The organism is Streptococcus sp. 2020WUSS089, from assembly GCF_044427405.1.
GTDB lineage: Bacteria > Bacillota > Bacilli > Lactobacillales > Streptococcaceae > Streptococcus > Streptococcus hashimotonensis.
Map to the genome: position 1 here is coordinate 393,195 of NZ_JAOTGD010000001.1, position 23,541 is coordinate 416,735.

Genomic DNA, 23,541 nt, shown 5'->3' on the forward strand with positions numbered 1-23,541 from the left:
GATTGTTTCGTTTTTTAAATCGATTACGTTTTGAGAAAATAGCTCTCAATTAGACTCTCTAATCCTCAATCAATTGAATATCTGCACCTAATTCTGTCAGCTTATCAATAATATTTGAGTAACCACGTAGAATAAACTCAATGTTTGTAATTTCTGTACGCCCTTGAGCCATTAAACCAGCGATAACCATTGCGGCTCCCGCACGCAAATCAGTAGCTTTAACAGATGTACCAGTCAGTTGATTTGGACCTTCAAAGGCAATATGGTTGTTACGAGTAGAGATTTTTGCTCCAAGATTTGCAAGCTCCTGCACATGACCAACACGTTTTTCATAAATCGTATCAACAATCGTACCAGTCCCTTCTGCCTTAAGCAGTAAAGGTGTAATGGGTTGCTGCAAGTCTGTCGCAAAACCTGGATAAGGTGAAGTTTTCACGCTTACCGCCTTCAATTTCTCTTGCTTTTCAACAAAAATACTATCTTCAGAAATGGTCATGCGAACCCCCATTTCTTCCAACTTAGCGATATAACTCTCTAAGTGTTCATAAAGGACATTATCAATGCGAATACCTTCACCAACAGCAGCAGCAAGGGCAATATAAGTCCCTGCTTCAATACGGTCTGGAATCACTTGATGACGTGTTCCTTTTAGACTATCTACACCATCAATGGTGATAATATCTGTACCCGCACCACGGATACGTGCCCCCATATTGTTAAGCAAAGTTGCTACATCAATAATTTCAGGTTCACGCGCCGCATTTTCAATAACTGTACGGCCTTCTGCTTTGACAGCTGCTAAGATAGTATTAATTGTCGCACCGACGCTGACAACATCCATGAAGATATGTGCCCCTTGAATACGCTGACCATTAGTTGCCAAGCGCATATAGTCACCTTCATAGGTTGTCTCAGCTCCCATTGCTGCAAATGCTTTCAAGTGCAAATCAATCGGACGCGGCCCCAAATCACAACCACCTGGCAAGCCAACAACAGCTTGACCAAAGCGACCAAGGAGGGAACCGTAAAAATAGTAGGATGCACGCAAGCTATTAATTTTGCCAAACGGCATAGGCATGTCTTTTACACCACGAGGGTCAATCTCCAAGGTTTCACCATCACGCTTGACCGTCGCGCCCATTGTTTCCATAATATCAACTAAGCTATCTACATCCGAGATTGCAGGTACTCCGTCCAGAGTAACAATCCCATCTGCAAGAATAATGGCCGGAATAAGAGCAACAACTGAGTTTTTTGCACCACTAACGGCAACCGACCCTTTCAGTGTTTTTCCACCATTAATTACAATTTTTCTCATACTAACATTCACTTTCTTAATTTGCCTAAAAAGGCATACGTTTCATTCTATCATAAAGTCTTGGAAAAAGCTAGTTATATAGCAGGCAAAAGGACCGAGCCAATGAACTCAGTCCTTTATATTTATATACTATTAGTGAATCTCTCTTCATCATTTATGAAAAATTCTCTGAATTTGCTCTCTTGCATCAACGAGATACAACTCCAGCTCTTCTCTCGTTAAATAAGGTACTCGCCCATAGAAGATATGGTCAATGACTTGAGCACCGTTGCTGTTGAAAAGCCATTCTGAGGTCAGGTTTTTCATCGCTTGATCAATCGGTGTCAGACTTCCATCTGCATTTTGTGGCTGCCCTGTTGGCGTAAAGAAAATAGCTTTCTTAGTGGAAAATAATTTACGTGGTTCATCAGATTCAAAACTGTAAGCAAAGCCATGTTGAAATACACGGTCTACGTAACCTTTCATAATAGCAGGCATTCCATTCCACCAACTCGGAAATATATAGACTAGTAAGTCGCTTTCGGCAATCAAATCCATTTCAACTTGAACATCTGCTGGAAAAACAGTTGCCTGACGTACAAATTTACCATCCTCAATATGAATGGTATCTTCTCCACGTAACACGGGATCGAATCCTATTTCGTATAAATCTCGTATGACGACTTCTGCTCCATTTTCCAGCAGAGCTTCCGCCACTCTATCAACCAAAGCATGTGTAAAGCTTTCTTTTCTAGGGTGTGCAAAGACAATTAACGCTTTCACAAACTTCTCACTAAATGGACAACTATTTCATTACAAAACCGCAGTTTTCAAGGCTTCCACCTTGTCTAATTTCTCCCATGGGAGATCAATATCGGTACGTCCCATGTGTCCATAGGCTGCAGTTTGCTTGTAAATCGGACGTTTGAGGTCCAGCATTTGAATAATTCCTGCAGGACGCAAGTCGAAAATCTGACGAACAGCTGCTTCTAATTTGCTTTCCGCTACTGTACTCGTACCGAAGGTATCGATGCGAACTGAAACTGGATGAGCAACACCGATAGCGTAAGCCAATTGAACTTCCGCCTTTTTAGCCAAACCAGCTGCGACGATATTTTTTGCGATGTAGCGTGCCGCATAAGATGCAGAACGGTCCACTTTGGTCGCATCCTTACCAGAGAAGGCACCGCCACCATGACGAGAATAACCACCATAGGTATCAACGATAATCTTACGACCTGTCAAACCAGAGTCCCCTTGAGGTCCACCAATAACAAAACGACCAGTTGGGTTGATAAAGTAGTTGGTTTGATCATCCAGATAATGAGCTGGAATGATTTCCTTGATCACACGCTCAATGACATCCTGACGAATTTGTTCCTGGCTAACTTCTGGATCATGCTGGGTCGAAATAACGACAGTATCCACACGAACAGGTTGATTGTCTTCATCGTATTCAACTGTTACCTGTGACTTAGCATCTGGACGGAGATAAGCAATTTCACCAGATTTTCTCAACTCGGCCAAACGACGCACCAATTTGTGGCTAAGTGAAATTGGCAACGGCATAAGTTCAGGCGTTTCATCTACTGCAAAACCAAACATGAGCCCCTGGTCACCTGCACCAATCAAATCCAATGGATCTTGACTAGCATCTTGACGAGTTTCCAAAGCTTCATTGACGCCTTGGGCAATATCTGGCGATTGCTCTACAAGTGATGGATGAACCCCAACCGACTCAGCTGAAAAACCATACTCACCTTTTGTATAGCCAATATCCGCAATCGTATCACGTACCACACGGTTAATATCCACATAGGCAGTGGTTGAAATCTCTCCAAAGACATGAACACTACCTGTATAAACAGCCGTCTCTGCCGCTACGTGCGCATCTGGATCCTCTGCTAAAATAGCGTCCAAAATGGCATCTGAAATCTGGTCTGCAATCTTATCCGGATGACCCTCCGAAACAGATTCAGACGTAAACAACTTACGTTCTGACATAAAAATGTCCCCCTTAAAATAGAATATATGCTAGAAACCTAGCGGGTTACTAAGGTTACAAAGAACTAGTCAAAGACTAGTTCTTTGCGAAAGACTCCTGTCTTGAGCAAAGGGAAATCCCATTTGCGAAAGACTTCTGTCTTGAACAAAGGAAAATTTCCAGATACTCAACGAGAAAGACAATACCAGACTGTATGAAATCAGCCTTATTTGAAGAAAATGGTGACTGAAGTGTAGTAACGTTTTTACGCTTACTATTCAATGTTACCAGCTTCTTTAATTGTGTTTCAAGTGTTTCTGCAAATATTAACTAGTCTATAAACTACCTTTTCGGGACTTAATAACGTTTCTAGTATAGCATAGATTGACCGACTATCCTAGCATTTTCTTAAAAATAAAGAGGAGGCTGGGTAAAAAGCCCAGCACCGCTTCTCAAAGTTAGTGTCAACATCTCAGCGCAGTGGTTGATTGGGTTTAACAGTCCAGTGGACTGTTAAAGGTAGGAGATAAGATTTGCGAAGCAAATCTCAGCAATTCGTGTTTTACACTCAAAATCTGACCACTACGACTGATGCGAACAGAGTTCGCTTCATTTCCAACCTCACAAGGTTCACTGAACCTTGTGAGCTGTGCGGGGGTGGGAGTAAAATAGTCCAGTGGACTATTTTAGCCCGAACCTAAATGTTTGGAAGTGAGGGGAACTCTTCAATGAATGGTTGAGTTCGTTCCCACTCCCACTCTTCTACAGAATCATTAGATAAATTCGGCATCTGCAATTGCCTGTTTAACCACCTCTAGAGGCAAATGAACCAACTCACAGCCCTTTTCTTTATACAAGTACTGAGCATAGTCATCCATGCGGTATTCATTGATATAGACAACCCGCTTACAACCAACCTGTAACAATTGCTTGGAGCAGTTGAGACATGGAAAATGGGTCACATAGGCAGTAAAACCTTTTGGAATTCCCCGTTCCGCTCCTTGTAAAATAGCATTGACTTCCGCATGCAGGGTTCTAGCGCAATGACCATCAATCATAAGGCATTCCTGATCCAAACAATGTTCGGTTCCTGAAACAGAACCATTGTAGCCTGTTGCGATAACCTTATTGTCCTTAACCAAAACTGCACCGACCTTGGCTCTCTTACAGGTTGCCCGATTGGCAATCAAAAGCGCCTGAGCCGCAAAATACTCATCCCAAGCTAAACGATTTGTTGACATGATTTCTCCTTTCTCCACTCAATCCACCATCCCATAAATCTCTGCCAAGTCCTGGGCTGTGACAATACCAACAAGATCCTCTGGCGAATGAATCTTCCCGCTTGCCTGACGACTGACTAGGACGGTTGTGCGCTTACGCCCCTCAAAATAATTAATTACCTGATAAAGATGGGCTGTTATTGGCAGAATAATTACCTGAATACTATCTTCCTCACAAGCTAGTACGTCTTCAAGACTAGCCTCCACCAATTTTTCACGTATAGAGCCCGTTTCCTTGCTTGCCTTGGCCAACCAATTTGTCAATCCCTTGTCAGAAACCAGGCCTTGATAAACCTTGTCAGAAAAAATAGGAAACTTAGAAAAATGCTCTTGCTCCACAATTTCTAAAGCCTTTATCAATTTGTCCTTGGCCTCAAAAATAACCGGCTTAATTTTCTGGGTCTTTTGTAAATAGTCGGCAATGGTAACCGGTTCTTGGTACTGGGCTATCACTTTTTCCAAAACAGTGATCAATTCCTGCGAAGGTTGGGCTACTTCCTTCAAACCTGTTCGTTTCTCATGAACCATGAGATTGCGGAGCTGTCTGGCCACATAGAGTTTATCCCAGTTCGCCTCAACGGGATTATGTCGCGTCAATTCCTTTGCCTTGGTCAACATAGAGCCTACATCTGCATATTCCCCATCCGCAACACCGCACACCCTACGCAAGACCTTATCCAAGTCATTGAATAACTCTAAAAAACGGGTTTCATTCATCTTAATCTACCATTGCTGATTTCAAATAGGCATCTACCATCCGCTCAGTCGCAACTACAGAATCCAAATGGGTCCGCTCGTAGGAATGGCTAGATTCAATGCCAGCACCCAGTAGGGCATGCTTAACATCTGCACCTGCTCGCATAGCTGCAGAAGCATCGGAACCATAGTAAGGATAAATATCCAGCTTGTAAGGAATTTCATCTCTTTCAGCCAAGGCTATCAAGTGCTGACGGAGTTCATAATGGTAGGGACCTGAGCCGTCCTTGACACAGATAGAAACCGTGTACTCATCCGTCTGCTGGTCATCTCCCATTGCCCCCATATCGACTGCCAAATATTCAACCACCTGAGCAGGAATGCTGGAGTTAGCACCGTAGCCGATTTCCTCATTGTTTGAAAAATAGAAATGTGTCGTATAAGGCAAGGTCGCTCCCTCTTCCTTATAGACTTTCAAAAGATAAAGCAGGATAGCGGCAGAAACCTTGTCATCCAGGTGACGACTCTTGATAAAGCCTGTTTCAGTCACAACGGTCCGTGGATCAAAGGAGATAAAGTCTCCGACTTCAATACCCAAGGCCCGCGTCTGATCTGCACTGGTCACTTTTTCGTCCAAACGAATTTCCATATTGGTCTGATTGCGCTCAGCGGTACTGGCATCTCGGTAGACATGGACAGAGGTCTGGTGCATGAGAATGGTGCCTGTGAAGGTCTTACCATTCTTGGAACAATGAATCAAGCAGTTTTCTCCCTCAATAGAAGGGTATCCAAATCCTCCCACCAAATCCATTTTGAGTCGGCCATCTGGCTTCACTGCACGCACCATGGCCCCCAATGTGTCCAGGTGAGCAGTTACCATGCGGTGTTCCTGGTCATTTTCCCCCGGAACTGTCACCAAAACACCACCTTTAGCGGTCTTACTAGCAGCATAGCCTAAACTTTCAACCTCTGCCTTGATGTAATTCATAATATCCGTCGTAAAACCAGTTGGCGACGGAGTGTTGGTCAATTTAACAATGTAATCAAGTGTCTTCATGAAAACCTCCTTATTTGAAACTATTATATCACGTTTTAGGTAAATTTTTTGCTATAATGAAGGTATGAAAACCTATCAGAAAATATATCTCCTTCTAAAAGAGAGAGAGGATTATGTCAGCGGAGAAGATTTGGCCCAGGAATTGGGGATTTCTCGGACTTCCATTTGGAAAGCCATTCGCCAGTTAGAAACGCATGGTTTAACTATTGAGGCTGCCCGTAATCGTGGCTATAGATTAGCCGAAGGCGATTTACTCCTACCCGAATTAATCTCTCAGGAGCTTCAACTACCTGTCCATCTGAATATGGATAGCGACTCCACCCAGCTAGATGCCAAGCAAGGTATTGAAGCAGGTCATTCTAGTCCTGCCTTATATCTAGCTCCCTATCAGAATAAAGCCAAGGGACGATTTGGGAGACCCTTTTATGCCTCCAAGTCAGGTGGCATTTATATGTCGCTTCGTCTCTCTCCCAATGTTCCATTTCTAGAATTTAAGCCCTACACCATACTGGCCGCTGCCGCTGTTGTGAAGGCCATTCAATCTCTTTGCGACTTGGACGTCCAAATCAAGTGGGTCAATGACATCTATCTCGGACACAAAAAGGTCGCTGGCATCCTCACTGAGGCTATCTCTTCTATGGAAAACCAACGGGTAACCGATGTCATTATCGGTGTCGGCATCAATGTCCGCATAGACGATTTCCCTAAGGAATTACAACAATCAGCAGGAAATCTTTTCGAGGAACAACCACCATTTACCCGCAACCAACTCATTACTGCCATCTGGAAAGCCTTCTTAGAAACCGATGAGAAGGAACTAATTGCCCTTTACAAAGAAAAATCACTTGTCGTTGGCCAACAAGTGAGCTTTGTAGAAAATCAAGTTGAATTTAAGGGTACTGCCATCGCTGTTACTGATACAGGAAATCTGGTTATCCAGTTAGATAACGGCAAAGCAAAAATTATCTCCAGCGGAGAAATCAGCCTTACTTCTTGGTCTGCTTCTCCACCAAACGAATAAATTTAGTCACCTTGTAAGCAAAATGAAGATTCCGATAGGCGATAAAGGCGTAGATACCTGCAATCAAGAAATCTCCTGTCAAAATCGATGCATTCATAAAATAAACAGCTAAAATAGTTGTAATGGCTAAAAAAAGAAATTGTGGAAGTTTCATAAAATAGATTATACCAAAAATTCAGTCAACTGGCTGAATTTTTATATGCTTTCTTGATAGGTTTCGATTCTTTTCTAAACAAGAAAACACCAACTAATCAGTCAGTGTTTCTTAAGGAGATATGAAAAATATTTAGGATTGAATATAGTATAAAATATCTATCAAAACTATTCATCAGTCTTAGGACTGATATTTTTTAATCATTCAAAATCTCTACTGAGTCCGCTAGAAAGCCAAATTCTTCTGGGACTGGGCTTTCTTCTTTTTCTATTTCTTGCGTTTTTTGCCCCTTGGCCTTGGCTGAAAATTCGGCCCGAATGCTGACCCAATCTTCCTGAGCAATGGCTAAAATCTGTGGCGAAAAACCTGCTGCCTTGCTGAGAATATTTCCAAACATGGTATTGAGATTGTCACGCTTCATAGTCTGTTCAGCATTGAGCGGGGATTCAAAGGCTAGAATCGCATGATTTTCATTTGCAGCGACTGGCTGAGAACCAACAAGCAAGGCCCTGTCTGCACCTGATAAACTCTCGATAATTTCTCCCCAGGCATTTTGCAAGCGAGTCAAATTTTCACGCGCCAAGGTTGGATTTTCCATAGCTTCCTGCAAAATAGCATGAACCTTGCTGGTATCCAATCGGTACTTCTTCGGAGCCTGCGGCTTGCGTGAAACTGGCTTAACAGCACTTGGTTGACTGGAGAGTTGGCTTAATTGTTTCTGCAGGTCCGCTACTTGTTGCTGAAGACTGCTTATTTGGCTGACCACATCTGCTGGTAGCTCTGCCATTGCCCCCGAAGGAGAACTATCTTCAGCCAAACGAATGGTCATCATTTCAGCGTAAATCTTCGGTTGAGGACTGGACTTGATGTCCGCCAAACCCCTGGTCACCATCTCAATCATGGTAAAAATCCGTGCCTGCTCAAGAGCTAGATTTTCTGAAAAACCTGTTGTTAAATGCGTATCCTCACCACCCGTCTGCACGATAAGGACATCTCTCAAATAGTGCAAAAGATCTGTCGCAAAACGGCTCATACTCTTTCCTTGGTCAAACAAGGTTTGTAGATGCTGGAGAGCTGTGACACTATCCCCTTGACGCAGACTTGCCACATAATCATCCAAGGCACGCAAGCTGATAGAACCCGTAATTTCCTCAGCAATTTCCAAGGTCACTTGCTGGTCCTGACTAAGGCTGAGAGCCTGATCCAAAATGGATAGGGCATCCCGCATCCCCCCTTCTGCCCGACGCGCAATGATTGTCAGAGCCTGCTCGTCAAAGATTACCCCTTCCTTGGTCAAAATTGCAGCCAAGTGCTCCTGAATGTCCGTCACCTTGATGGACTTAAATTCAAATCGTTGCACCCTAGATAAGATAGTCGCAGGAATCTTGTGCAATTCCGTCGTTGCTAGAATAAAGACCACATTTTCCGTCGGCTCTTCCAAGGTCTTCAAGAGAGCATTGAAGGCTCCAGTAGACAGCATGTGGACCTCGTCGATGATATAGACCTTATAGGTCGCAAGACTAGGTGCATAGGTCGATTTATCACGAATATCACGAATTTCATCCACACCATTGTTGGAAGCAGCATCAATCTCAATCACATCTTCCAGGCTACCTTCCGTAATAGCCTGACAGATATAGCAATCGTTACAAGGCTCGCCTCCAACCTGATTAGGACAGTTCATGGCCTTGGCAAAAATCTTAGCCGCCGATGTCTTACCTGTACCACGAGGACCTGAAAAGAGATAGGCATGGCTAATTTTCCCCTGCTCAATAGCTTGCTTGAGCGTGGTTGCAACCACCTCCTGCCCCACCATCTCCCCAAAGGTCTGGCTTCGGTACTTCCTATATAAAGCTTGGTACATTAGCGTTTTTCTCCAAACATAGCAAAATTCCAGTCCGTCTTCTCCACTAAGAGTGCGACGAACTGCTCAAGGTATTCCTGGTCAATGGTATCGTAATCAGCAACCAATCTCGAATCCAAGTCCAAAACGCCCAGCAACTGGTCGTTTTTCACCATTGGCACAACGATTTCTGATAGGGCTGTCGCATCGCAGGAAATATAGTTATCATGTAGACGAACATCGTCTACGAGAATAGTCTGGCGCTTAGCTGCAGCCTCACCGCAGACACCCTTTCCAAGTGCAATATGAACACAGGAAACGCCACCCTGAAAAGGCCCCAAAATCAATTCTTGACCATCATATAAGTAAAATCCTGTAAAGACAGAGTTTGGTAGAGCTTGATTGAGCAAAGCAGAAGCATTTGATAGATTGGCTAAAGCATTGGTTTCACCATCAAGAAGAGCTTCCAATTGAGCCAATAATAGTTGATAATTTGAAATTTTTTCTTGTTTTGTCATAGGAACATTATAGCATAGTTAAGCCGACTTTTATAGTCCGAGCGATAAAGAAAAAGGCTTGCGCCTATTTCCACATCCAGTACATAATCACTGCATCAATCAATACCCCTATAGCCCAGGCTAGTTGAAAATACTTTTTCTGTGTCTTATGCCGAAAATGGGTTCCACCTGCCCAGGCACCCAGTCCGCCACCAAAATAGGACATGAGTAATAAGGTCTTTTCTGAAATCCGATAGGCGTTCTTTCTTGCCTTTCCTTTATCCATACCATAGGTAATGAAGACAACTAAATTCCAAACTACTAGCGCCATACTAACCATCTGTTTGATTGACATACATTCCTCCAATTAAGTCACATTTCTTCTTACTCTAACATAATCCAAAACAGGACACAAGGAAAAACGATTCGGAAATCCGAATCGTTACATTTCTGCCAGTGTATCCTCTAACCATTTGAGCTGGGCACGGTTGCGTTCAATAGCCCGTGTCAAAATCAAATAGTGTCCATAATTGTCTTGGATACTTTCCTTGGTTGAGAACAGCTCAACTTTACGACTGTCTAGGTGTTTTAAGTGCTTGGTGACTAGTTCAATTTGACTCTGCAACAAACCAGGAATCCGTGGGTCATCCTTTTCACGGATAAAAAACATCTTGATTGAAAACAAGTCTTTTTGCTGAGGCGTTTCTTCATTTGGAATGGATAGCCATTCGTCTAAAATCTGACGACCAGTAGCCGTCATCGCATACTGCTTTTCCTTTTCATTTCCAGGTACTGCATGACAAGTAATCAATTCTTCCTTGGTCATACGTTTTAATTCTGGATAGACTTGGCTATGGGCAACCTGCCAAAATTCGCCTAAATCACGTTGAACATAGTCGGTAATCTGTTTGCCAGTTACCATCTGACCGCTAGCACCCATAATCCCTAATATGATATGAGGTAATATTCTTTGCTTGGGCATCTTAACCACGCTCTCTTAATATACTCTCCACCTTGGTGTTAATCAAGTCGATGGCTACAACGTTGCTGACGCCTTCAGGAATGACGATATCTGCATAGCGCTTGGTTGGCTCGATAAACTGGTGATACATTGGTTTCACCACCGAGGTGTACTGCTCAATGATACTATCTAAGCTACGGCCACGCTCTTCCATGTCTCTCTTAATGCGGCGAATGATACGAATATCGTCATCAGTATCGACGAATATCTTAATATCCATTAAATCCCGCAACCGTTTGTCTTCCAATACTAAAATACCTTCCACAATAAATACATCTTGTGGTTCCTGACGATAGGTCTTCTCTGAACGTGTGTGCTGAGTGTAATCATAAATCGGAATATCCACTGAACGTCCTGCTAATAGCTCACTGATATGGTAAATCATCAAATCCGTATCAAAAGCCAGTGGATGGTCATAATTGGTCAGTATCCGTTCTTCAAAGGTCAGGTGGGACTGATTCTTATAATAAGAATCGTGTTCAATCATAGATATACGAGCATTTGGGAAATTATCCAGAATGGCACGTGACACACTTGTCTTGCCACCCCCAGATCCGCCGGTTACGCCAATAATAATGGGTTTCTGAGTCATCATCATCTCCTTCTATTTTCAATACTATTTTACCATGAAACATGGTATAATGAAAAGGATAACACAAAAGAAATGAGAATTTATGCTTAATTTTGGTATTGTTGGCACCTCAGACATCTCTCATCGTTTTATAGAGGCGGCCCATTTAAGTGGACATTATCAGCTACAGGCTGTTTTCTCCCGTAAACTAGAAACTGCTGCTGTCTTTTCAGAGCAGTATGAAGGAGTCGATTTATACACAGAATGGGTAAAATTTCTTTCTGCTCCCATTGACGTTGTCTATATTGCCAGTCCAAATGCCCTGCACTTTGAACAGGCAAAAGCTGTTCTAGCTGCTGGTAAACATGCTATTGTTGAGAAACCCATGGTTTCTACACCTCAGGAATTAGGACAATTGCGTCACGTTGCCCAAGAAAATAATGTTTTCCTATTTGAGGCTGCTCGAAACTATCACGAACAGGCTCAAACCATTATCCGTGAATTTTTGATGGATAAAACGATTTTAGGTGGTTCATTTGGGTATGCCAAGTATTCTTCTAAGATGCCTGAATTGTTAGGTGGGCAAATGCCAAATATCTTTTCAACTGTTTTTTCCGGTGGTGCTCTCATGGATCTAGGTGTCTATACGCTCTACGCCGCTATCGGCATTTTGGGAACTCCCAGAACGGCCCGCTATGTAGCACAACAGCTACCTTCTAGTATTGACTTAAATGGTTCGGGACAACTCATTTATGACAACTATATCGTCCACATTCAGGCAGGAAAAAATATTACGAGCAATCTAGCGAGCGAAATCTATACAAATGATGGAACACTAACACTCAACGCATGCCAGCATATCAGCTCTGCTATTTTCACAAAACATGACGGAGAGCAAATTGTTTTACCAATCCAAGCGGTCCAGCACCCTATGCTCGAAGAAGCGCTAGAAATTGCACAGGCAATCAAGCAACAAAACCGCGAGCTTGTGGACCAGTGGTTGGCTGTGGCAGAAAGCGTCCATCAAACACTTTACACCATGCGTCAAGACGCAGGAATAATCTTTAAGGCGGATAACAATGAAATCTAAATTTCCCTCCAGCTGGACGGACCAGCTTACCCTACTTGGCTTTGAGGACTTTACTCCTATCCAAGTCCAGGCCTTTGAGCCTATTGCAAACGGCAAGTCCCTTCTAGCTATCAGCCCAACAGGCACAGGAAAAACCCTTGCCTACCTTTGGCCTAGCCTATTAGCCCTAACTCCTAAAAAAGCCCAACAATTGCTCATCCTCGCACCAAATACAGAGCTGGCTGGCCAAATATTTGATGTTTGTAAGACTTGGTCGGAGACAATTGGGTTGACTGCTCAACTATTCTTATCTGGCTCCAGTCAAAAACGCCAGATTGAGCGACTAAAAAAAGAACCAGAAATCCTGATTGGAACACCTGGTCGTATTTTCGAGTTGATTAAATTGAAAAAAATCAAGATGATGAATATTAACACCATCATACTAGATGAATTTGATCAGCTATTCTCCGATTCTCAATATCAGTTTGTCGAAAAGATTATCAACTATGTACCTCGTGACCACCAGTTAATCTACATGAGTGCAACAGCTAAATTTGACCGTCAAAAAATTGCCGAAGGCATTGAAAGCATTGATTTATCTGAGCAGAAATTGGATAATATCCAGCATTGCTATATGATGGTAGATAAGCGTGAACGTTTGGAAACCCTACGTAAGTTTGCCAATATCCCTGATTTTCGTGCTCTTGCATTTTTTAACAGCCTATCAGACCTTGGTGCAAGCGAAGATAAACTACTCTATAATGGTGTGAATGCAGTTTCATTGGCTTCTGATGTCAACGTAAAATTCCGCAAGGTCATCATCGAACGTTTCAAAAATCACGAACTCAATCTTCTACTTGCTACAGATATGGTCGCACGTGGTATCGATATTGATAACTTAGAATGTGTCCTCAACTTTGAAGTTCCTTTTGACCAAGAAGCCTACACTCATCGTTCCGGACGTACTGGACGCATGGGCAAGGAGGGACTTGTCATCACCCTAGTATCTAGTCCTAGCGAACTAAAACAATTGAAAAAGTATGCCTCCGTCCAAGAAGTCATTCTCAAGAATCAAGAGCTCTACAAAATATAATGAACAATATATAAAAGGCTTAGAACCAGTGTTTCTACTAACATGATTCTAAGCCTTTTATCATTCTTACTGGGCTGGACCAGATAATTCTTGTGAATAATAGATTAATTGAGGATTGAGAGGACTGGCGAGTAAGTCTGTTACAGTAACCATATTGTAGCCCTCACCTGTTAAGTATTGCAATACAGACTCGAGGCTATCAACTGTTGACTGATGAATATCATGCATTAGGATAATACTTCCTGGGCAAGTCTGTTCTTTTATTTCTTTCAAAATGGCTTGAGGATTGCGACTCTTCCAATCTTTAGAATCGACCGACCAATAAATCGATGGAAGTCCCATCTGATTGACAACAGCCTGGTTAACCGAACCATACGGAGGACGAACCATTGTTGGTACAATACCTGTAGCTTCAGCAATAGCTGCCTGTGTATCTTGAATTTCTCTCTGTACTTGCTCCCCAGAAATAGTGACTAGATTAGGATGATTCCACGTATGGTTGGCGATGACGTGCCCTTCCGCTACCATTCTACGGAGAATAGCTTCATTCCCAGCTACAGCCTTACCAACAACAAAGAAAGTTGCTTTGGCATTATATTTTTTCAGTAAATCTAAAACTACCGGTGTCGTATTCGGATTTGGTCCATCATCAAAGGTTAGAGCTACCTGTCTCAAATGTTTCTTATCCACAACTTGTGCAGCCATATACTCATCATAGCCAACCTTATCAGCATCTACTAGATAATCACTCTTCACTACTGGGTACAAATCTGAAATTGGTAGAACCAACTGGTTGATGCCGTAACCATCTGGTAATTGTAAGGTTAATTGGCTGTCTCCATAACTAAAGGAGATAGCATTTAAGTCTAGTGTTTCAAACTTTTTGACAATCGCTTCTACATCAGTCTCTTCCATTCCTTGAGCAAGTAAGGCTTCTCTTAGATGATCAACAATAATACTTGCTGCAGAGGATAAATTAGGTAATAAATCTTCCAGGGTAAACAATTCATTGTCCTGCGTCAACAACACACGCTCAGACGGGAGTTTATCCTGCTTTTTAATTTGCAAGTTGTCTACTTTATAGTGCTCCGCTTGAATTTCACGAGCTGTTACATTTTTAAAATTCGTTTTTCCCTCTATTGACGAAACAAAGACCAGTTTTTGAATTTTTCCTGCTGGTTTTTTATGACCAAAGCGTCTTTGAACATAAGAAATCATTCGACTTTCTACAGGTCCTAAGACTTGACCTGCATCATCTGTAGGTAGGGCAGCCACAACATGGGTCGTATCAATATTTCCCTCTTGAATTTTGCCCTTGCCTTTAGCGAGGATGGTTTGTTGTTTTTCCTCGATAAACTGACTAACCTGTCTTTCTTGAAGTCCTGCAAATAACCATAAAGCCAAACTTACCATCATGCCGAGCAAGGCGATGTTGATTCCCAACCAAAAACTAACTTTTTTCATCTCCAACCTCCCATTCAAAACATATATAAACTATGCTAAATCATTTAAAGGCTCTTGTCAAGACAGTTCTATAAAAACTCATAAAAAGATTAGGTAATACTCTTCGAAAATCAAAATTATCCGTTGTCAAGAGCCTTGATGAGTGAAAAGCTCCAGTGGAGGTTTTCAGCCTGTTACCTTGAAATAAGAAAGTAACAGAGTTCTATCTTCGGCTTCGTTTCCTAGGCTACTTTTGATTTTCATTGAGTATAAATAATTGATTTACTTCCTAATCCCCTCTCTTCTGCCATTTTCTGATTTTTTTGAAAAGAAAAAGACTGCCTAGGCAATCTTTTCTAAATTAATCTGCACGAATGACTTCCACACGGTAGCCATCTGGATCTGTCACAAAATAATAACGACCTGGACTTCCTGGCAAGCCCTTGATGTCTGTCGTTAGATAGCCCAATTCTTTATGTTTCGCATTGTCCCCTTCTAAGTCATCCGAAGAAAGAGCTAGATGCGAGAAGCCATCCCCTACGATATAGGGACCATGATCATAATTGTAGGTCAATTCAATCTCAAAGTCATCCCCTTCAAGTGCTAAGTAAACCAAAGTAAACTTGTGCTCTGGATAGTCCTTGCGACGGGTTTCCTTAAATCCAAATGCTTCTTCATAAAATTTTTGAGATGCTTCTAAGTTCTCAACACGCAAACATGCATGTAGCATTTTTTTACTTGCCATAATAAACTCCTCCTACCTTTTAATACCACCAGTATACCATACTCTCTATGAAAAATCCGATATTCAAAACTAAAAAAGCCTGAGCGAACTCAGGCCTTAAATGAATTATGCTTCCAAGTAGTACTCTTTCACAATGTTCAAGTTTTCATCCAATTCGAATACAAGTGGTGGGAAGTTTGGAATTTCCACATCCATGATTTCGTCATCAGACAATTGTTTGATGTGTTTTACAAGGGCACGGATTGAGTTACCGTGTGCACCTACGAATACGTTTTTACCGTCTTTCAATGCTGGAGCAATTTTATCTTCCCAGAATGGAAGGGCACGCTCAAGCGTTACTTTCAAATTTTCTGCATCTGGAATAACTGAATCATCAAGGTGTGCATAGCGACGGTCAGTGTGTGCTGAATACTCATGATCTTTAGCCATTTCTGGTGGCAAAGTATCATAAGAACGACGCCAGATGTGAACTTGCTCATCACCAAATTCAGCAGCTGCTTCAGCTTTGTTCAAGCCAGTCAAACCACCGTAGTGACGTTCGTTCAAACGCCATGATTTTTCAACTGGTACCCACAATTGATCTGCAGCTTCAAGAGCCAAGTTTGTAGTCTTGATAGCACGTTTCAATACAGATGTGAAAGCAAGGTCAAATTCGATACCTGCTTCTTTGATCAATTTACCTGCATCGATTGCTTGTTGTGTACCTTTTTCAGACAAATCAACATCAGCCCAACCAGTGAAAAGGTTAGCTTTGTTCCATTCAGACTCACCATGGCGAGCAAAAACCAATTTTACCATTTATGGATTCTCCTTTAAATTTTGAGGTTCCCCTCTTATACTTCTCTATTTTACACGAAAAGGTAAAAAAATGCCAGCCTTTCCACAATCTGTGTACGCTTTCATTACTCTTTCATGTAAATTCAGTCTCTAGACCTATCTTTCTTCTTAGAAAAAAGACAAAATAATGGTATAATAGTAAGGCTGAACACGACAGTTCAAAACGATACCACTATAGGAGTTATCATGAAAAAAGTAGCTATCGTGTCTGCCTATCGTTCTGCCATCGGCAGTTTCGGAGGTAGTCTGAAAGATATTGAAATCGCTGATTTAGGGGCGCAAGTCCTCGAAACAGCCTTAGCTAATAAAAACATCCCTGCAGACAGCGTTGATGAAGTTATCTTCGGAAATGTTCTATCAGCAGGACAAGGACAAAATATTGCACGTCAAATTGCTATTCGTGCAGGCATTCCTCAGACAGCCTCTGCCTATGCAGTCAATAAAGTCTGTGGTTCTGGTCTCAAATCAGTCCTTCTTGCCACACAATCAATCCTTCTCGGTGACAATGATGTAGTTGTGGCTGGAGGCATTGAAATCATGAGCCAGGCACCTTATCTATCCAAAACTAGCCGGTTTGGTAGTAAATTAGGGCATATTAGTCTGGAAGATTCCATGTTAACAGACGGTTTGACAGATGCCTTCAACGACTATCACATGGGCATTACTGCAGAAAATGTTGCTGAACGCTATCAAGTCAGTCGCGCAGAGCAAGATGCTTTTGCATACAGTAGCCAAGAGAAGGCTGCAAAAGCTATTGCTGAGGGAAGATTTGTTGACGAAATTGTTCCTATTAGACTAAAAAACCGAAAAGGCGAAACTATTTTTGCCACAGATGAGTATCCTCGTCTGACACCAATTGAAAAATTGGCAATACTCCGTCCAGCTTTCAAAAAAGATGGAACCGTCACCGCAGCCAATGCTTCTGGCATCAACGACGGCTGTGCTGTCTTGGTACTCATGTCTGATGAAAAAGCCAGTGAGCTAAATATCCAGCCACTCGCCTATATTGAGGCCTATGCAACAAGCGGTTTAGATCCTGCCTATATGGGGTTAGGTCCTATAACAGCTAGTCAAAAAGCCCTTGAAAAAATCGGCAAATCCGTCGAAGATATTGATTTATTTGAACTCAACGAAGCTTTCGCAGCCCAATCAATTCCAGTTGTCAAACAACTCGGCATTAATACTGCAAAAGTCAATGTCAATGGTGGTGCTATCGCCCTTGGACATCCAATCGGAGCTAGTGGTAGTCGAATCCTAGTCACTCTGATTCACGAATTAATCAAGCAAGAAAAAGAGCTTGGTCTTTGCTCACTTTGTATCGGAGGCGGTCAGGGCATCTCCCTAATCGTTTCCAATGCGCAAACAAGTTAACCTATCATTTGTACACAAAGGATATATTATGAACATCGGTATTGATAAAATCGGATTTGCGGCACCCGATTATGTTTTAGATTTGGCTGATTTAGCCCAAGCCCGCAATGTGGACCCAAATAAATTTAAGATTGGTCTTCTTCAGTCTGAAATGGCTGTAGCTCCTGTAACTCAAGATATTATCAGTCTTGGGGCAAAGGCTGCTGAAGCCATTCTGACAGAAGAAGATAAACAAACTATTGACATGGTTATTGTCGGTACAGAATCTAGCGTAGATCAAAGTAAGGCAGCTGCCGTCACCATTCATGGATTACTCGATATTCAGCCCTTCGCTCGCTCCATCGAGATGAAGGAGGCTTGTTACGGTGCAACGGCTGGACTAAGTCTTGCCAAAAGCCATATCGCTCAATTCCCAGAATCAAAAGTCCTAGTCATTGCTAGTGATATTGCAAAGTATGGAGTCGCTTCTGGCGGTGAACCTACCCAAGGTGCTGGTGCAGTTGCCATGTTGGTAACCGCAAACCCACGAATTTTGGTCCTCAACAATGATAATGTCTGCCAGACACGTGACATCTACGACTTCTGGCGTCCTAACTACGACAAATATCCACGTGTTGATGGTAAATTTTCAACTGAACAGTACACCGATTGCTTGACGACAACTTTCGACTACTATCAACAAAAAACAGGCAAAACCCTCAACGATTTTGCTGCCATGTGCTTACACATTCCTTTCTCCAAGCAAGGCCTTAAAGGATTGCAGGCTATCACTCAGGACGCAGAAACATTGGAACGTTTGACAGAGCGTTTCCAAGAAGCAATCGTATACAATAAGGTTGTCGGCAACATCTACACTGGTTCTATCTTCCTCTCCCTCCTTTCCCTTCTGGAAAATAGCAGAGCTTTAGAGACAGGGGATCAAATCCTCTTTTATAGCTATGGTAGCGGTGCTGTCTGTGAAATTTTCAGCGGTCAACTCGTTGAAGGTTATCGCGACCACTTACAAGAAAATCGTTTAGAACAACTCAATCAGCGTACAAAACTCAGCGTTAAGGAATACGAACAAGTCTTCTTTGAAGAGATTACCCTTGATGAAACTGGTTCATCCCTTGACCTACCAGAAGACCAAACTCCCTTTGCCCTTATCAAAGTGGACAATCACAAACGTATCTATCGTAAATATAGTCGAATGAATTAGCTTTCAGACAAGGAACTGAGGTGCAGGTAGCTAGAACAGCCTAAAGGCTGTTCTAGGTTGGAAATAAGACTTGAGAAACAAGTCACTTTCGTAGAGTACGGCAAGCCGAAAGTGACGATGTATCAAAGCTAATTCAAATGACTATAAAAGCCAAAACGGCGCCCTTTGGCTCTCACCAAGGGGCGCTTTCCTATAGAAAGAGGAACCTATGTCAACTTTTTCCGGATTTTATAAAAAATCACGCCAAGAGCGCATTGATATTCTCCGTCAGAATCGTTCCCTATCGGAAGATAGCTTAGACATTCTATACAAAGACAAAAACCTGCCAGAAGCAATTGCGGGAAAGATGGCAGAAAATCATCTAGGAACGTTTTCCTTACCTTTTTCTGTACTTCCAGAACTTCTAGTGGATGGACAAACTTATTCTGTACCGATGGTTACTGAAGAACCCTCTGTGGTTGCAGCTGCGTCTTTCGGAGCCAAAATTATCGCTAAATCTGGCGGTTTTACAACGACTATTCATAACCGTATCATGATTGGACAAGTTGCTCTCTACGATATTTCGGACCATAGCAGAGCGACACAGGCGATTCTTGACCAGAAGGAGAGTATTTTAGAAACTGCCAATCAAGCACACCCTTCCATTGTCAAACGAGGGGGCGGTGCAAGAGAATTGACTGTTGAGAGTAAGGATGAGTTTTTGATTGTCTATCTTCAAGTTGATGTACAAGAAGCCATGGGAGCCAATATCCTCAATAACATGTTAGAAGCTGTTAAGGATGACTTAGAAGAGCTCAGCAAGGGACAGGCTTTGATGGGAATCCTCTCCAACTATGCAACGGAGTCACTGGTCACCGCCCAATGCCATATTGCCATCTCTAGTCTGGCTACCAGCTCTGCCATTGCTCAAGAAACTGCTCAAAAAATAGCCCTGGCAAGCAAACTGGCGCAAGTGGACCCTTATCGTGCTGCGACACATAACAAAGGGATTTTTAATGGTATAGATGCTGTCGTTATCGCTACAGGAAATGACTGGCGGGCAGTCGAAGCCGGGGCTCATGCTTATGCCAGCCGTGATGGGCAATACAAGGGGCTTTCTACTTGGTCCATTGATGGCGAGCACTTGGTCGGCTCCATCACCCTACCTCTTCCGATCGCCTCCGTCGGTGGCTCTATTGGGCTCAATCCAAAGGTAGCCGTCGCTTTTGACCTTCTCAAACAACCAAAGGCACGCCAATTAGCTTCTATCATCGCTTCTATCGGTCTCTGTCAGAACTTTGCTGCCCTGCGTGCTCTTGTTACTTCAGGGATTCAGGCTGGTCATATGAAGCTCCAAGCAAAATCCCTAGCGCTACTTGCTGGTGCCGAGGAGCATGAAGTAGACCAACTAGCCCAACTCCTGCGAAAAGAAAAGCACAGCAACCTAGAAACTGCTCAAAACTTATTAGCAAAAATGAGAGAACATTAAAAAAAGGGACTCCCTCTTTTTTAATTTATTATTTGCTCCATACGGAACTTTTGCGGTTTCATTCCTTGGCGTTCATAAAAACGGACAGCTCCTGCATTGTCAGCCCATACATCCAAGGTAAGATTATGGCAACCCTGCTCCTTGGCATAGGAAAGAGCAAATTCATAAAGTTGCTCGCCAATTTTTTGACCACGGACAGAGCTGGCTACACACAAATCATCAATAAATAAGGTCTTGATTGTTTCTAAAACATCACCGCTTGTAGTCCTAAACTCACAAAAAAGATGCCCAACCACTTGTCCCTCTAGCTCAAAGACAAAAATAGGCTTATCTGGATTTTCCAAAAGTGCTACTAATTCAGCCTCAGAAAATTTTTGACCTGCACTTTTAAAAATATCTGGTCGTGCCTGGTGATGCACCTGTAAAATATCTTGAAGCAATTCATTTAAAACTGGAATATCAGATTGTCTAGCTTTACGGATTGTCATAAAAAATCTTCCCTTTTTTATTTTTTCTATTATAACACATGTTTATTTTTTAACAAAATAGGTCTACAGACCGATGAAGAATCTGAAAATTCGAGTATACTATAAGTGTATCCTAAAATTTTTCATAAATCTCCTAAAAAATCAGCTGGCCAAGGCTGGTTTTTTTGTTGTCTTAAAACGAGAATGTGTACTGTAGAAAACTACTAATACTCTTCGAAAATCAAAATTATCCGTTGTCAAGAGCCTTGATGAGTGAAAAGCTCCAGTGGAGGTTTTCAGCCTGTTACCTTGAAATAAGAAAGTAACAGAGTTCTATCTTCGGCTTCGTTTCCTAGGCTACTTTTGATTTTCATTGGGTATAAAGCTTCTCCCTCTTTGACGCAAAATGTTTTTGCTTCATTTCCAACCTCCCAGAGTCACTTCCCTGACTCTTTGACGCAAAATGCTTTTGCTTCATTTCCAACCTCCCAGAGTCACTTCCCTGACTCTGGGAGCCCCAAAACACAGAAAAAAGCCTACTGCACAACGTAGAAACGTTGATACAATAGGCTTTTTCACGTTATTCCTCGCTCTTTTATTTCTAGGCGAGGGATAAAACAGTCTATCCCCAGTTTTGCTCTCCCGTTTTCAAGCAAAAGATAAAAAGGTCCACTGGACCTTTTTATTATTTTACAGCGTCTTTAAGAGCTTTACCAGCTTTGAATGCTGGAACTTTTGAAGCTGCGATTTCGATTTCTTTACCAGTTTGTGGGTTGCGACCTTTACGTGCTGAACGCTCACGAACTTCAAAGTTACCGAAACCGATCAATTGTACTTTTTCACCAGCTGCAAGGTAGTCTGCTACTGCTCCGAATACTGCATCAACAGCTGCTGCTGAGTCTTTTTTAGTCAATGAAGTTGCTTCTGCAACTTTTGCAATCAAATCTTGTTTATTAGCCATTTGCTAAGTCCTCCAATAATTTTCTGAGTTATTACTCACTTCTATATAGTACCGAATTTTAGGCGTTTGGTCAAGTTTTTAATGCTATTTTACTGTCTTTTTCTGTAGATATCAACAATGAATTGGTCGTTGTACAAATCAATCGTATTCGCCTTTCCATACAGACCAAATTTGTTATTCAGTTCTGTCAGTTGAACCTGTACTTGCGCTTGTTCTGAGTCTATTTTTACAAAGGCAGGTAGTTTATAATTTTTTTGTAAATAGGCTAATACCTCTGCTTTCGGCAAGGATAAACTTCCAGCTGATATTTCTATTATCCGTAACAAAATACTGCCATCTTCCATTTTGCTAGGTTGAAAATAAATATAGAGTGGGATAGTCACACCAAAAATCTGATAGCTGCCTTCAAAAACAACTTGCTGACTCGTTACGAATAATTGATAGGAAAACTCTTCCGTCTGATAATCTTTTAGATAGTTAGTGAGGGTTTGGTTGAGCTGTTCCCTATTAGTGGAGAAGGTCCCAACCTTGGTATCTTCTGTACTAGTCTGAACGAGCTTTGTTAAATCCTCTCTATCTGTTTGAATCCGTGTATAGAGGACTATTCCGCAACCAATCAACAAAGCCAACTGGGCTAAAAATAGCCATTTCCAAATATTAAGGTTCCCAGCTTTCCGTGGTCTCATTCATTCTCTCCAATATCGCTTTTTTCATAATCTCATATCCAGTATTATTGGGATGGAAACTGTCTTCCTCATACAGTAAATTATTGGTAACTTGGCTACCATTTTGACTAATACCAGCCTCCCCTTCCAATCCTTTATAGAGCAAATCATTGATTGGAACAAAGTAGACATGTTGATATTTTTCAGTTATCTGTTCTGTCATAGTATTCCAATTATCAACAATTGTCTGCATTTCTGTCAATTCAGGAAAATTGAGGTAGAGTGGATTGTAAATCCCGACAACATAGATGGGAAGATTTGGATTATTCTTACGCGCTGTCTTAATAATTGTATCCAATCGTTTTCCGTAATCTTTTGCGGGCTTATCAAAAGTTGAAACTTTGAGATTGGCAATGTTTTTAATAATAGCCTTGCGCAAATCGTTGCCACCAACTGTCAGAGTTAACAGATCTGCTGTTTTTAAGTAGCTTATCAGCTCTCCATCTTCCTTCATTCGCTTAAGAATCTGATTACTGGTATTCCCAGAAACTCCGAAATTTTTATAATCTACTTCATAACCATAATCGTTAGTTAGAGATTGAGCCAACAAGGGAACAAATCCCCCCTGTCCAGTTGTATCTCCAACACCTTCTGTCAAAGAATCACCAAGTGCCACATATCGAAAACCGATTTTTTCTGATACGGTAAGCTCTTGTCTGGAGATACGAGATGAAGCAACAGGAATAAGTTGATGAAATAGAAAAATCGACCCTAGAATTGCCAGAAAAAAGAAAACAAAGCCT

General features: G+C 42.0%; 25 protein-coding genes. 6 read left to right on the forward strand and 19 right to left on the reverse strand.

Going from position 1 to position 23,541, the window contains the following annotated elements; translation table 11 throughout:
* Window positions 1–58: 58 nt before the first annotated feature.
* The 6 genes from ODU46_RS01850 to ODU46_RS01875 form a co-directional block, all read right to left on the reverse strand.
* Window positions 59–1,318 carry a UDP-N-acetylglucosamine 1-carboxyvinyltransferase gene (locus ODU46_RS01850; protein WP_398579152.1) on the reverse strand — a complete coding sequence of 420 codons (1,260 nt, stop codon included), beginning with the start codon at window positions 1,316–1,318 and terminating at the stop codon, window positions 59–61.
* Window positions 1,319–1,468: 150 nt separating this feature from the next.
* Window positions 1,469–2,080 carry an NAD(P)H-dependent oxidoreductase gene (locus tag ODU46_RS01855; RefSeq protein WP_105120019.1) on the reverse strand — a complete coding sequence of 204 codons (612 nt, stop codon included), beginning with the start codon at window positions 2,078–2,080 and terminating at the stop codon, window positions 1,469–1,471.
* Window positions 2,081–2,110: 30 nt separating this feature from the next.
* A complete protein-coding gene (gene metK / locus ODU46_RS01860; RefSeq protein WP_114866283.1) occupies window positions 2,111–3,301 on the reverse strand; it encodes a methionine adenosyltransferase in 1,191 nt (396 codons plus the stop codon).
* Window positions 3,302–4,054: 753 nt separating this feature from the next.
* Window positions 4,055–4,522, reverse strand: a complete 468-nt coding sequence (locus ODU46_RS01865; protein WP_014638424.1) for a cytidine/deoxycytidylate deaminase family protein — start codon at window positions 4,520–4,522, stop codon at window positions 4,055–4,057.
* An 18-nt stretch (window positions 4,523–4,540) separates the two neighbouring features.
* Window positions 4,541–5,278, reverse strand: a complete 738-nt coding sequence (locus ODU46_RS01870) for a hypothetical protein (RefSeq protein WP_395376091.1) — start codon at window positions 5,276–5,278, stop codon at window positions 4,541–4,543.
* Window position 5,279: 1 nt separating this feature from the next.
* Entirely contained in the window at window positions 5,280–6,314 is a 1,035-nt protein-coding gene (locus ODU46_RS01875; protein ID WP_398579153.1) for a M42 family metallopeptidase, read from the reverse strand.
* A 64-nt stretch (window positions 6,315–6,378) separates the two neighbouring features.
* Between ODU46_RS01875 and birA the strand changes: the two genes are divergently transcribed.
* On the forward strand, window positions 6,379–7,335 hold the full coding sequence (gene birA, locus ODU46_RS01880; RefSeq protein ID WP_044693680.1) for a bifunctional biotin--[acetyl-CoA-carboxylase] ligase/biotin operon repressor BirA: 957 nt from the start codon (window positions 6,379–6,381) through the stop codon (window positions 7,333–7,335).
* Here birA and ODU46_RS01885 read toward each other — a convergent pair.
* The 6 genes from ODU46_RS01885 to udk form a co-directional block, all read right to left on the reverse strand.
* Window positions 7,301–7,489: a DUF3272 domain-containing protein gene (locus tag ODU46_RS01885; protein ID WP_002936839.1), complete on the reverse strand. Its 189-nt coding sequence runs from the start codon at window positions 7,487–7,489 to the stop codon at window positions 7,301–7,303. The two genes, birA and ODU46_RS01885, sit on opposite strands and share 35 nt — an antisense overlap.
* Before the next feature lie 196 nt (window positions 7,490–7,685).
* Complete coding sequence (gene dnaX / locus ODU46_RS01890) at window positions 7,686–9,353, reverse strand: DNA polymerase III subunit gamma/tau (RefSeq protein ID WP_398579154.1); 1,668 nt, start codon at window positions 9,351–9,353, stop codon at window positions 7,686–7,688.
* The gene (locus tag ODU46_RS01895; protein WP_398579155.1) at window positions 9,353–9,850 is read right to left on the reverse strand and encodes a GAF domain-containing protein; all 498 of its coding nucleotides are present in this window, start codon (window positions 9,848–9,850) and stop codon (window positions 9,353–9,355) included. Before ODU46_RS01895 ends, dnaX begins: the two co-directional genes overlap by 1 nt.
* Window positions 9,851–9,914: 64 nt before the next feature.
* Window positions 9,915–10,184, reverse strand: a complete 270-nt coding sequence (locus ODU46_RS01900; protein ID WP_002940218.1) for a DUF1294 domain-containing protein — start codon at window positions 10,182–10,184, stop codon at window positions 9,915–9,917.
* Window positions 10,185–10,271: 87 nt separating this feature from the next.
* Window positions 10,272–10,811, reverse strand: coding sequence for a PadR family transcriptional regulator (locus ODU46_RS01905; protein ID WP_024400271.1), 540 nt, complete (start codon window positions 10,809–10,811; stop codon window positions 10,272–10,274).
* A 1-nt stretch (window position 10,812) separates the two neighbouring features.
* Window positions 10,813–11,442 (reverse strand): uridine kinase, encoded by a 630-nt coding sequence (gene udk / locus ODU46_RS01910; RefSeq protein WP_002936217.1) that lies wholly within the window; start codon window positions 11,440–11,442, stop codon window positions 10,813–10,815.
* 82 nt (window positions 11,443–11,524) lie between these two features.
* Between udk and ODU46_RS01915 the strand changes: the two genes are divergently transcribed.
* Together ODU46_RS01915 and ODU46_RS01920 are read left to right on the forward strand one after the other, a co-directional pair.
* Window positions 11,525–12,511, forward strand: a complete 987-nt coding sequence (locus tag ODU46_RS01915; protein WP_398579156.1) for a Gfo/Idh/MocA family protein — start codon at window positions 11,525–11,527, stop codon at window positions 12,509–12,511.
* Window positions 12,501–13,583, forward strand: coding sequence for a DEAD/DEAH box helicase (locus tag ODU46_RS01920; RefSeq protein WP_114866280.1), 1,083 nt, complete (start codon window positions 12,501–12,503; stop codon window positions 13,581–13,583). The genes ODU46_RS01915 and ODU46_RS01920 overlap by 11 nt, the downstream gene beginning before the upstream one ends.
* 66 nt (window positions 13,584–13,649) lie before the next feature.
* On the opposite strand, the gene ODU46_RS01925 is transcribed toward ODU46_RS01920, so the two are convergent.
* From ODU46_RS01925 to ODU46_RS01935, 3 genes are all read right to left on the reverse strand, one after another.
* Complete coding sequence (locus tag ODU46_RS01925) at window positions 13,650–15,047, reverse strand: polysaccharide deacetylase family protein (RefSeq protein ID WP_398579157.1); 1,398 nt, start codon at window positions 15,045–15,047, stop codon at window positions 13,650–13,652.
* Window positions 15,048–15,387: 340 nt separating this feature from the next.
* On the reverse strand, window positions 15,388–15,771 hold the full coding sequence (locus ODU46_RS01930) for a VOC family protein (protein ID WP_395381871.1): 384 nt from the start codon (window positions 15,769–15,771) through the stop codon (window positions 15,388–15,390).
* 105 nt (window positions 15,772–15,876) lie between these two features.
* A complete protein-coding gene (locus ODU46_RS01935; RefSeq protein WP_024378952.1) occupies window positions 15,877–16,569 on the reverse strand; it encodes a phosphoglycerate mutase in 693 nt (230 codons plus the stop codon).
* Between the two features lie 225 nt (window positions 16,570–16,794).
* Here ODU46_RS01935 and ODU46_RS01940 point away from each other — a divergent pair, with 225 nt between their 5' ends.
* The 3 genes from ODU46_RS01940 to ODU46_RS01950 all read left to right on the forward strand — a co-directional run bounded on the left by ODU46_RS01940 (window position 16,795) and on the right by ODU46_RS01950 (window position 20,645).
* The gene (locus tag ODU46_RS01940) at window positions 16,795–17,979 is read left to right on the forward strand and encodes an acetyl-CoA C-acetyltransferase (RefSeq protein WP_398579158.1); all 1,185 of its coding nucleotides are present in this window, start codon (window positions 16,795–16,797) and stop codon (window positions 17,977–17,979) included.
* A gap of 28 nt (window positions 17,980–18,007) precedes the next feature.
* The gene (locus ODU46_RS01945) at window positions 18,008–19,177 is read left to right on the forward strand and encodes a hydroxymethylglutaryl-CoA synthase (RefSeq protein ID WP_398579159.1); all 1,170 of its coding nucleotides are present in this window, start codon (window positions 18,008–18,010) and stop codon (window positions 19,175–19,177) included.
* A 208-nt stretch (window positions 19,178–19,385) separates the two neighbouring features.
* The gene (locus ODU46_RS01950) at window positions 19,386–20,645 is read left to right on the forward strand and encodes a hydroxymethylglutaryl-CoA reductase, degradative (protein WP_398579160.1); all 1,260 of its coding nucleotides are present in this window, start codon (window positions 19,386–19,388) and stop codon (window positions 20,643–20,645) included.
* A 20-nt stretch (window positions 20,646–20,665) separates the two neighbouring features.
* Here the strand turns inward: ODU46_RS01950 and ODU46_RS01955 are convergent, their stop codons facing one another.
* From ODU46_RS01955 to ODU46_RS01970, 4 genes are all read right to left on the reverse strand, one after another.
* Entirely contained in the window at window positions 20,666–21,133 is a 468-nt protein-coding gene (locus ODU46_RS01955) for a GNAT family N-acetyltransferase (RefSeq protein ID WP_395381866.1), read from the reverse strand.
* Window positions 21,134–21,797: 664 nt separating this feature from the next.
* Window positions 21,798–22,073, reverse strand: coding sequence for an HU family DNA-binding protein (locus ODU46_RS01960; RefSeq protein WP_024385016.1), 276 nt, complete (start codon window positions 22,071–22,073; stop codon window positions 21,798–21,800).
* Window positions 22,074–22,162: 89 nt separating this feature from the next.
* Window positions 22,163–22,759, reverse strand: coding sequence for a YpmS family protein (locus tag ODU46_RS01965; RefSeq protein WP_105184164.1), 597 nt, complete (start codon window positions 22,757–22,759; stop codon window positions 22,163–22,165).
* Window positions 22,731–23,541, reverse strand: an 811-nt coding sequence (locus ODU46_RS01970; protein WP_398579161.1) for an SGNH/GDSL hydrolase family protein, incomplete at its 5' end; no start/stop codon positions are given. The genes ODU46_RS01965 and ODU46_RS01970, both read right to left, overlap by 29 nt.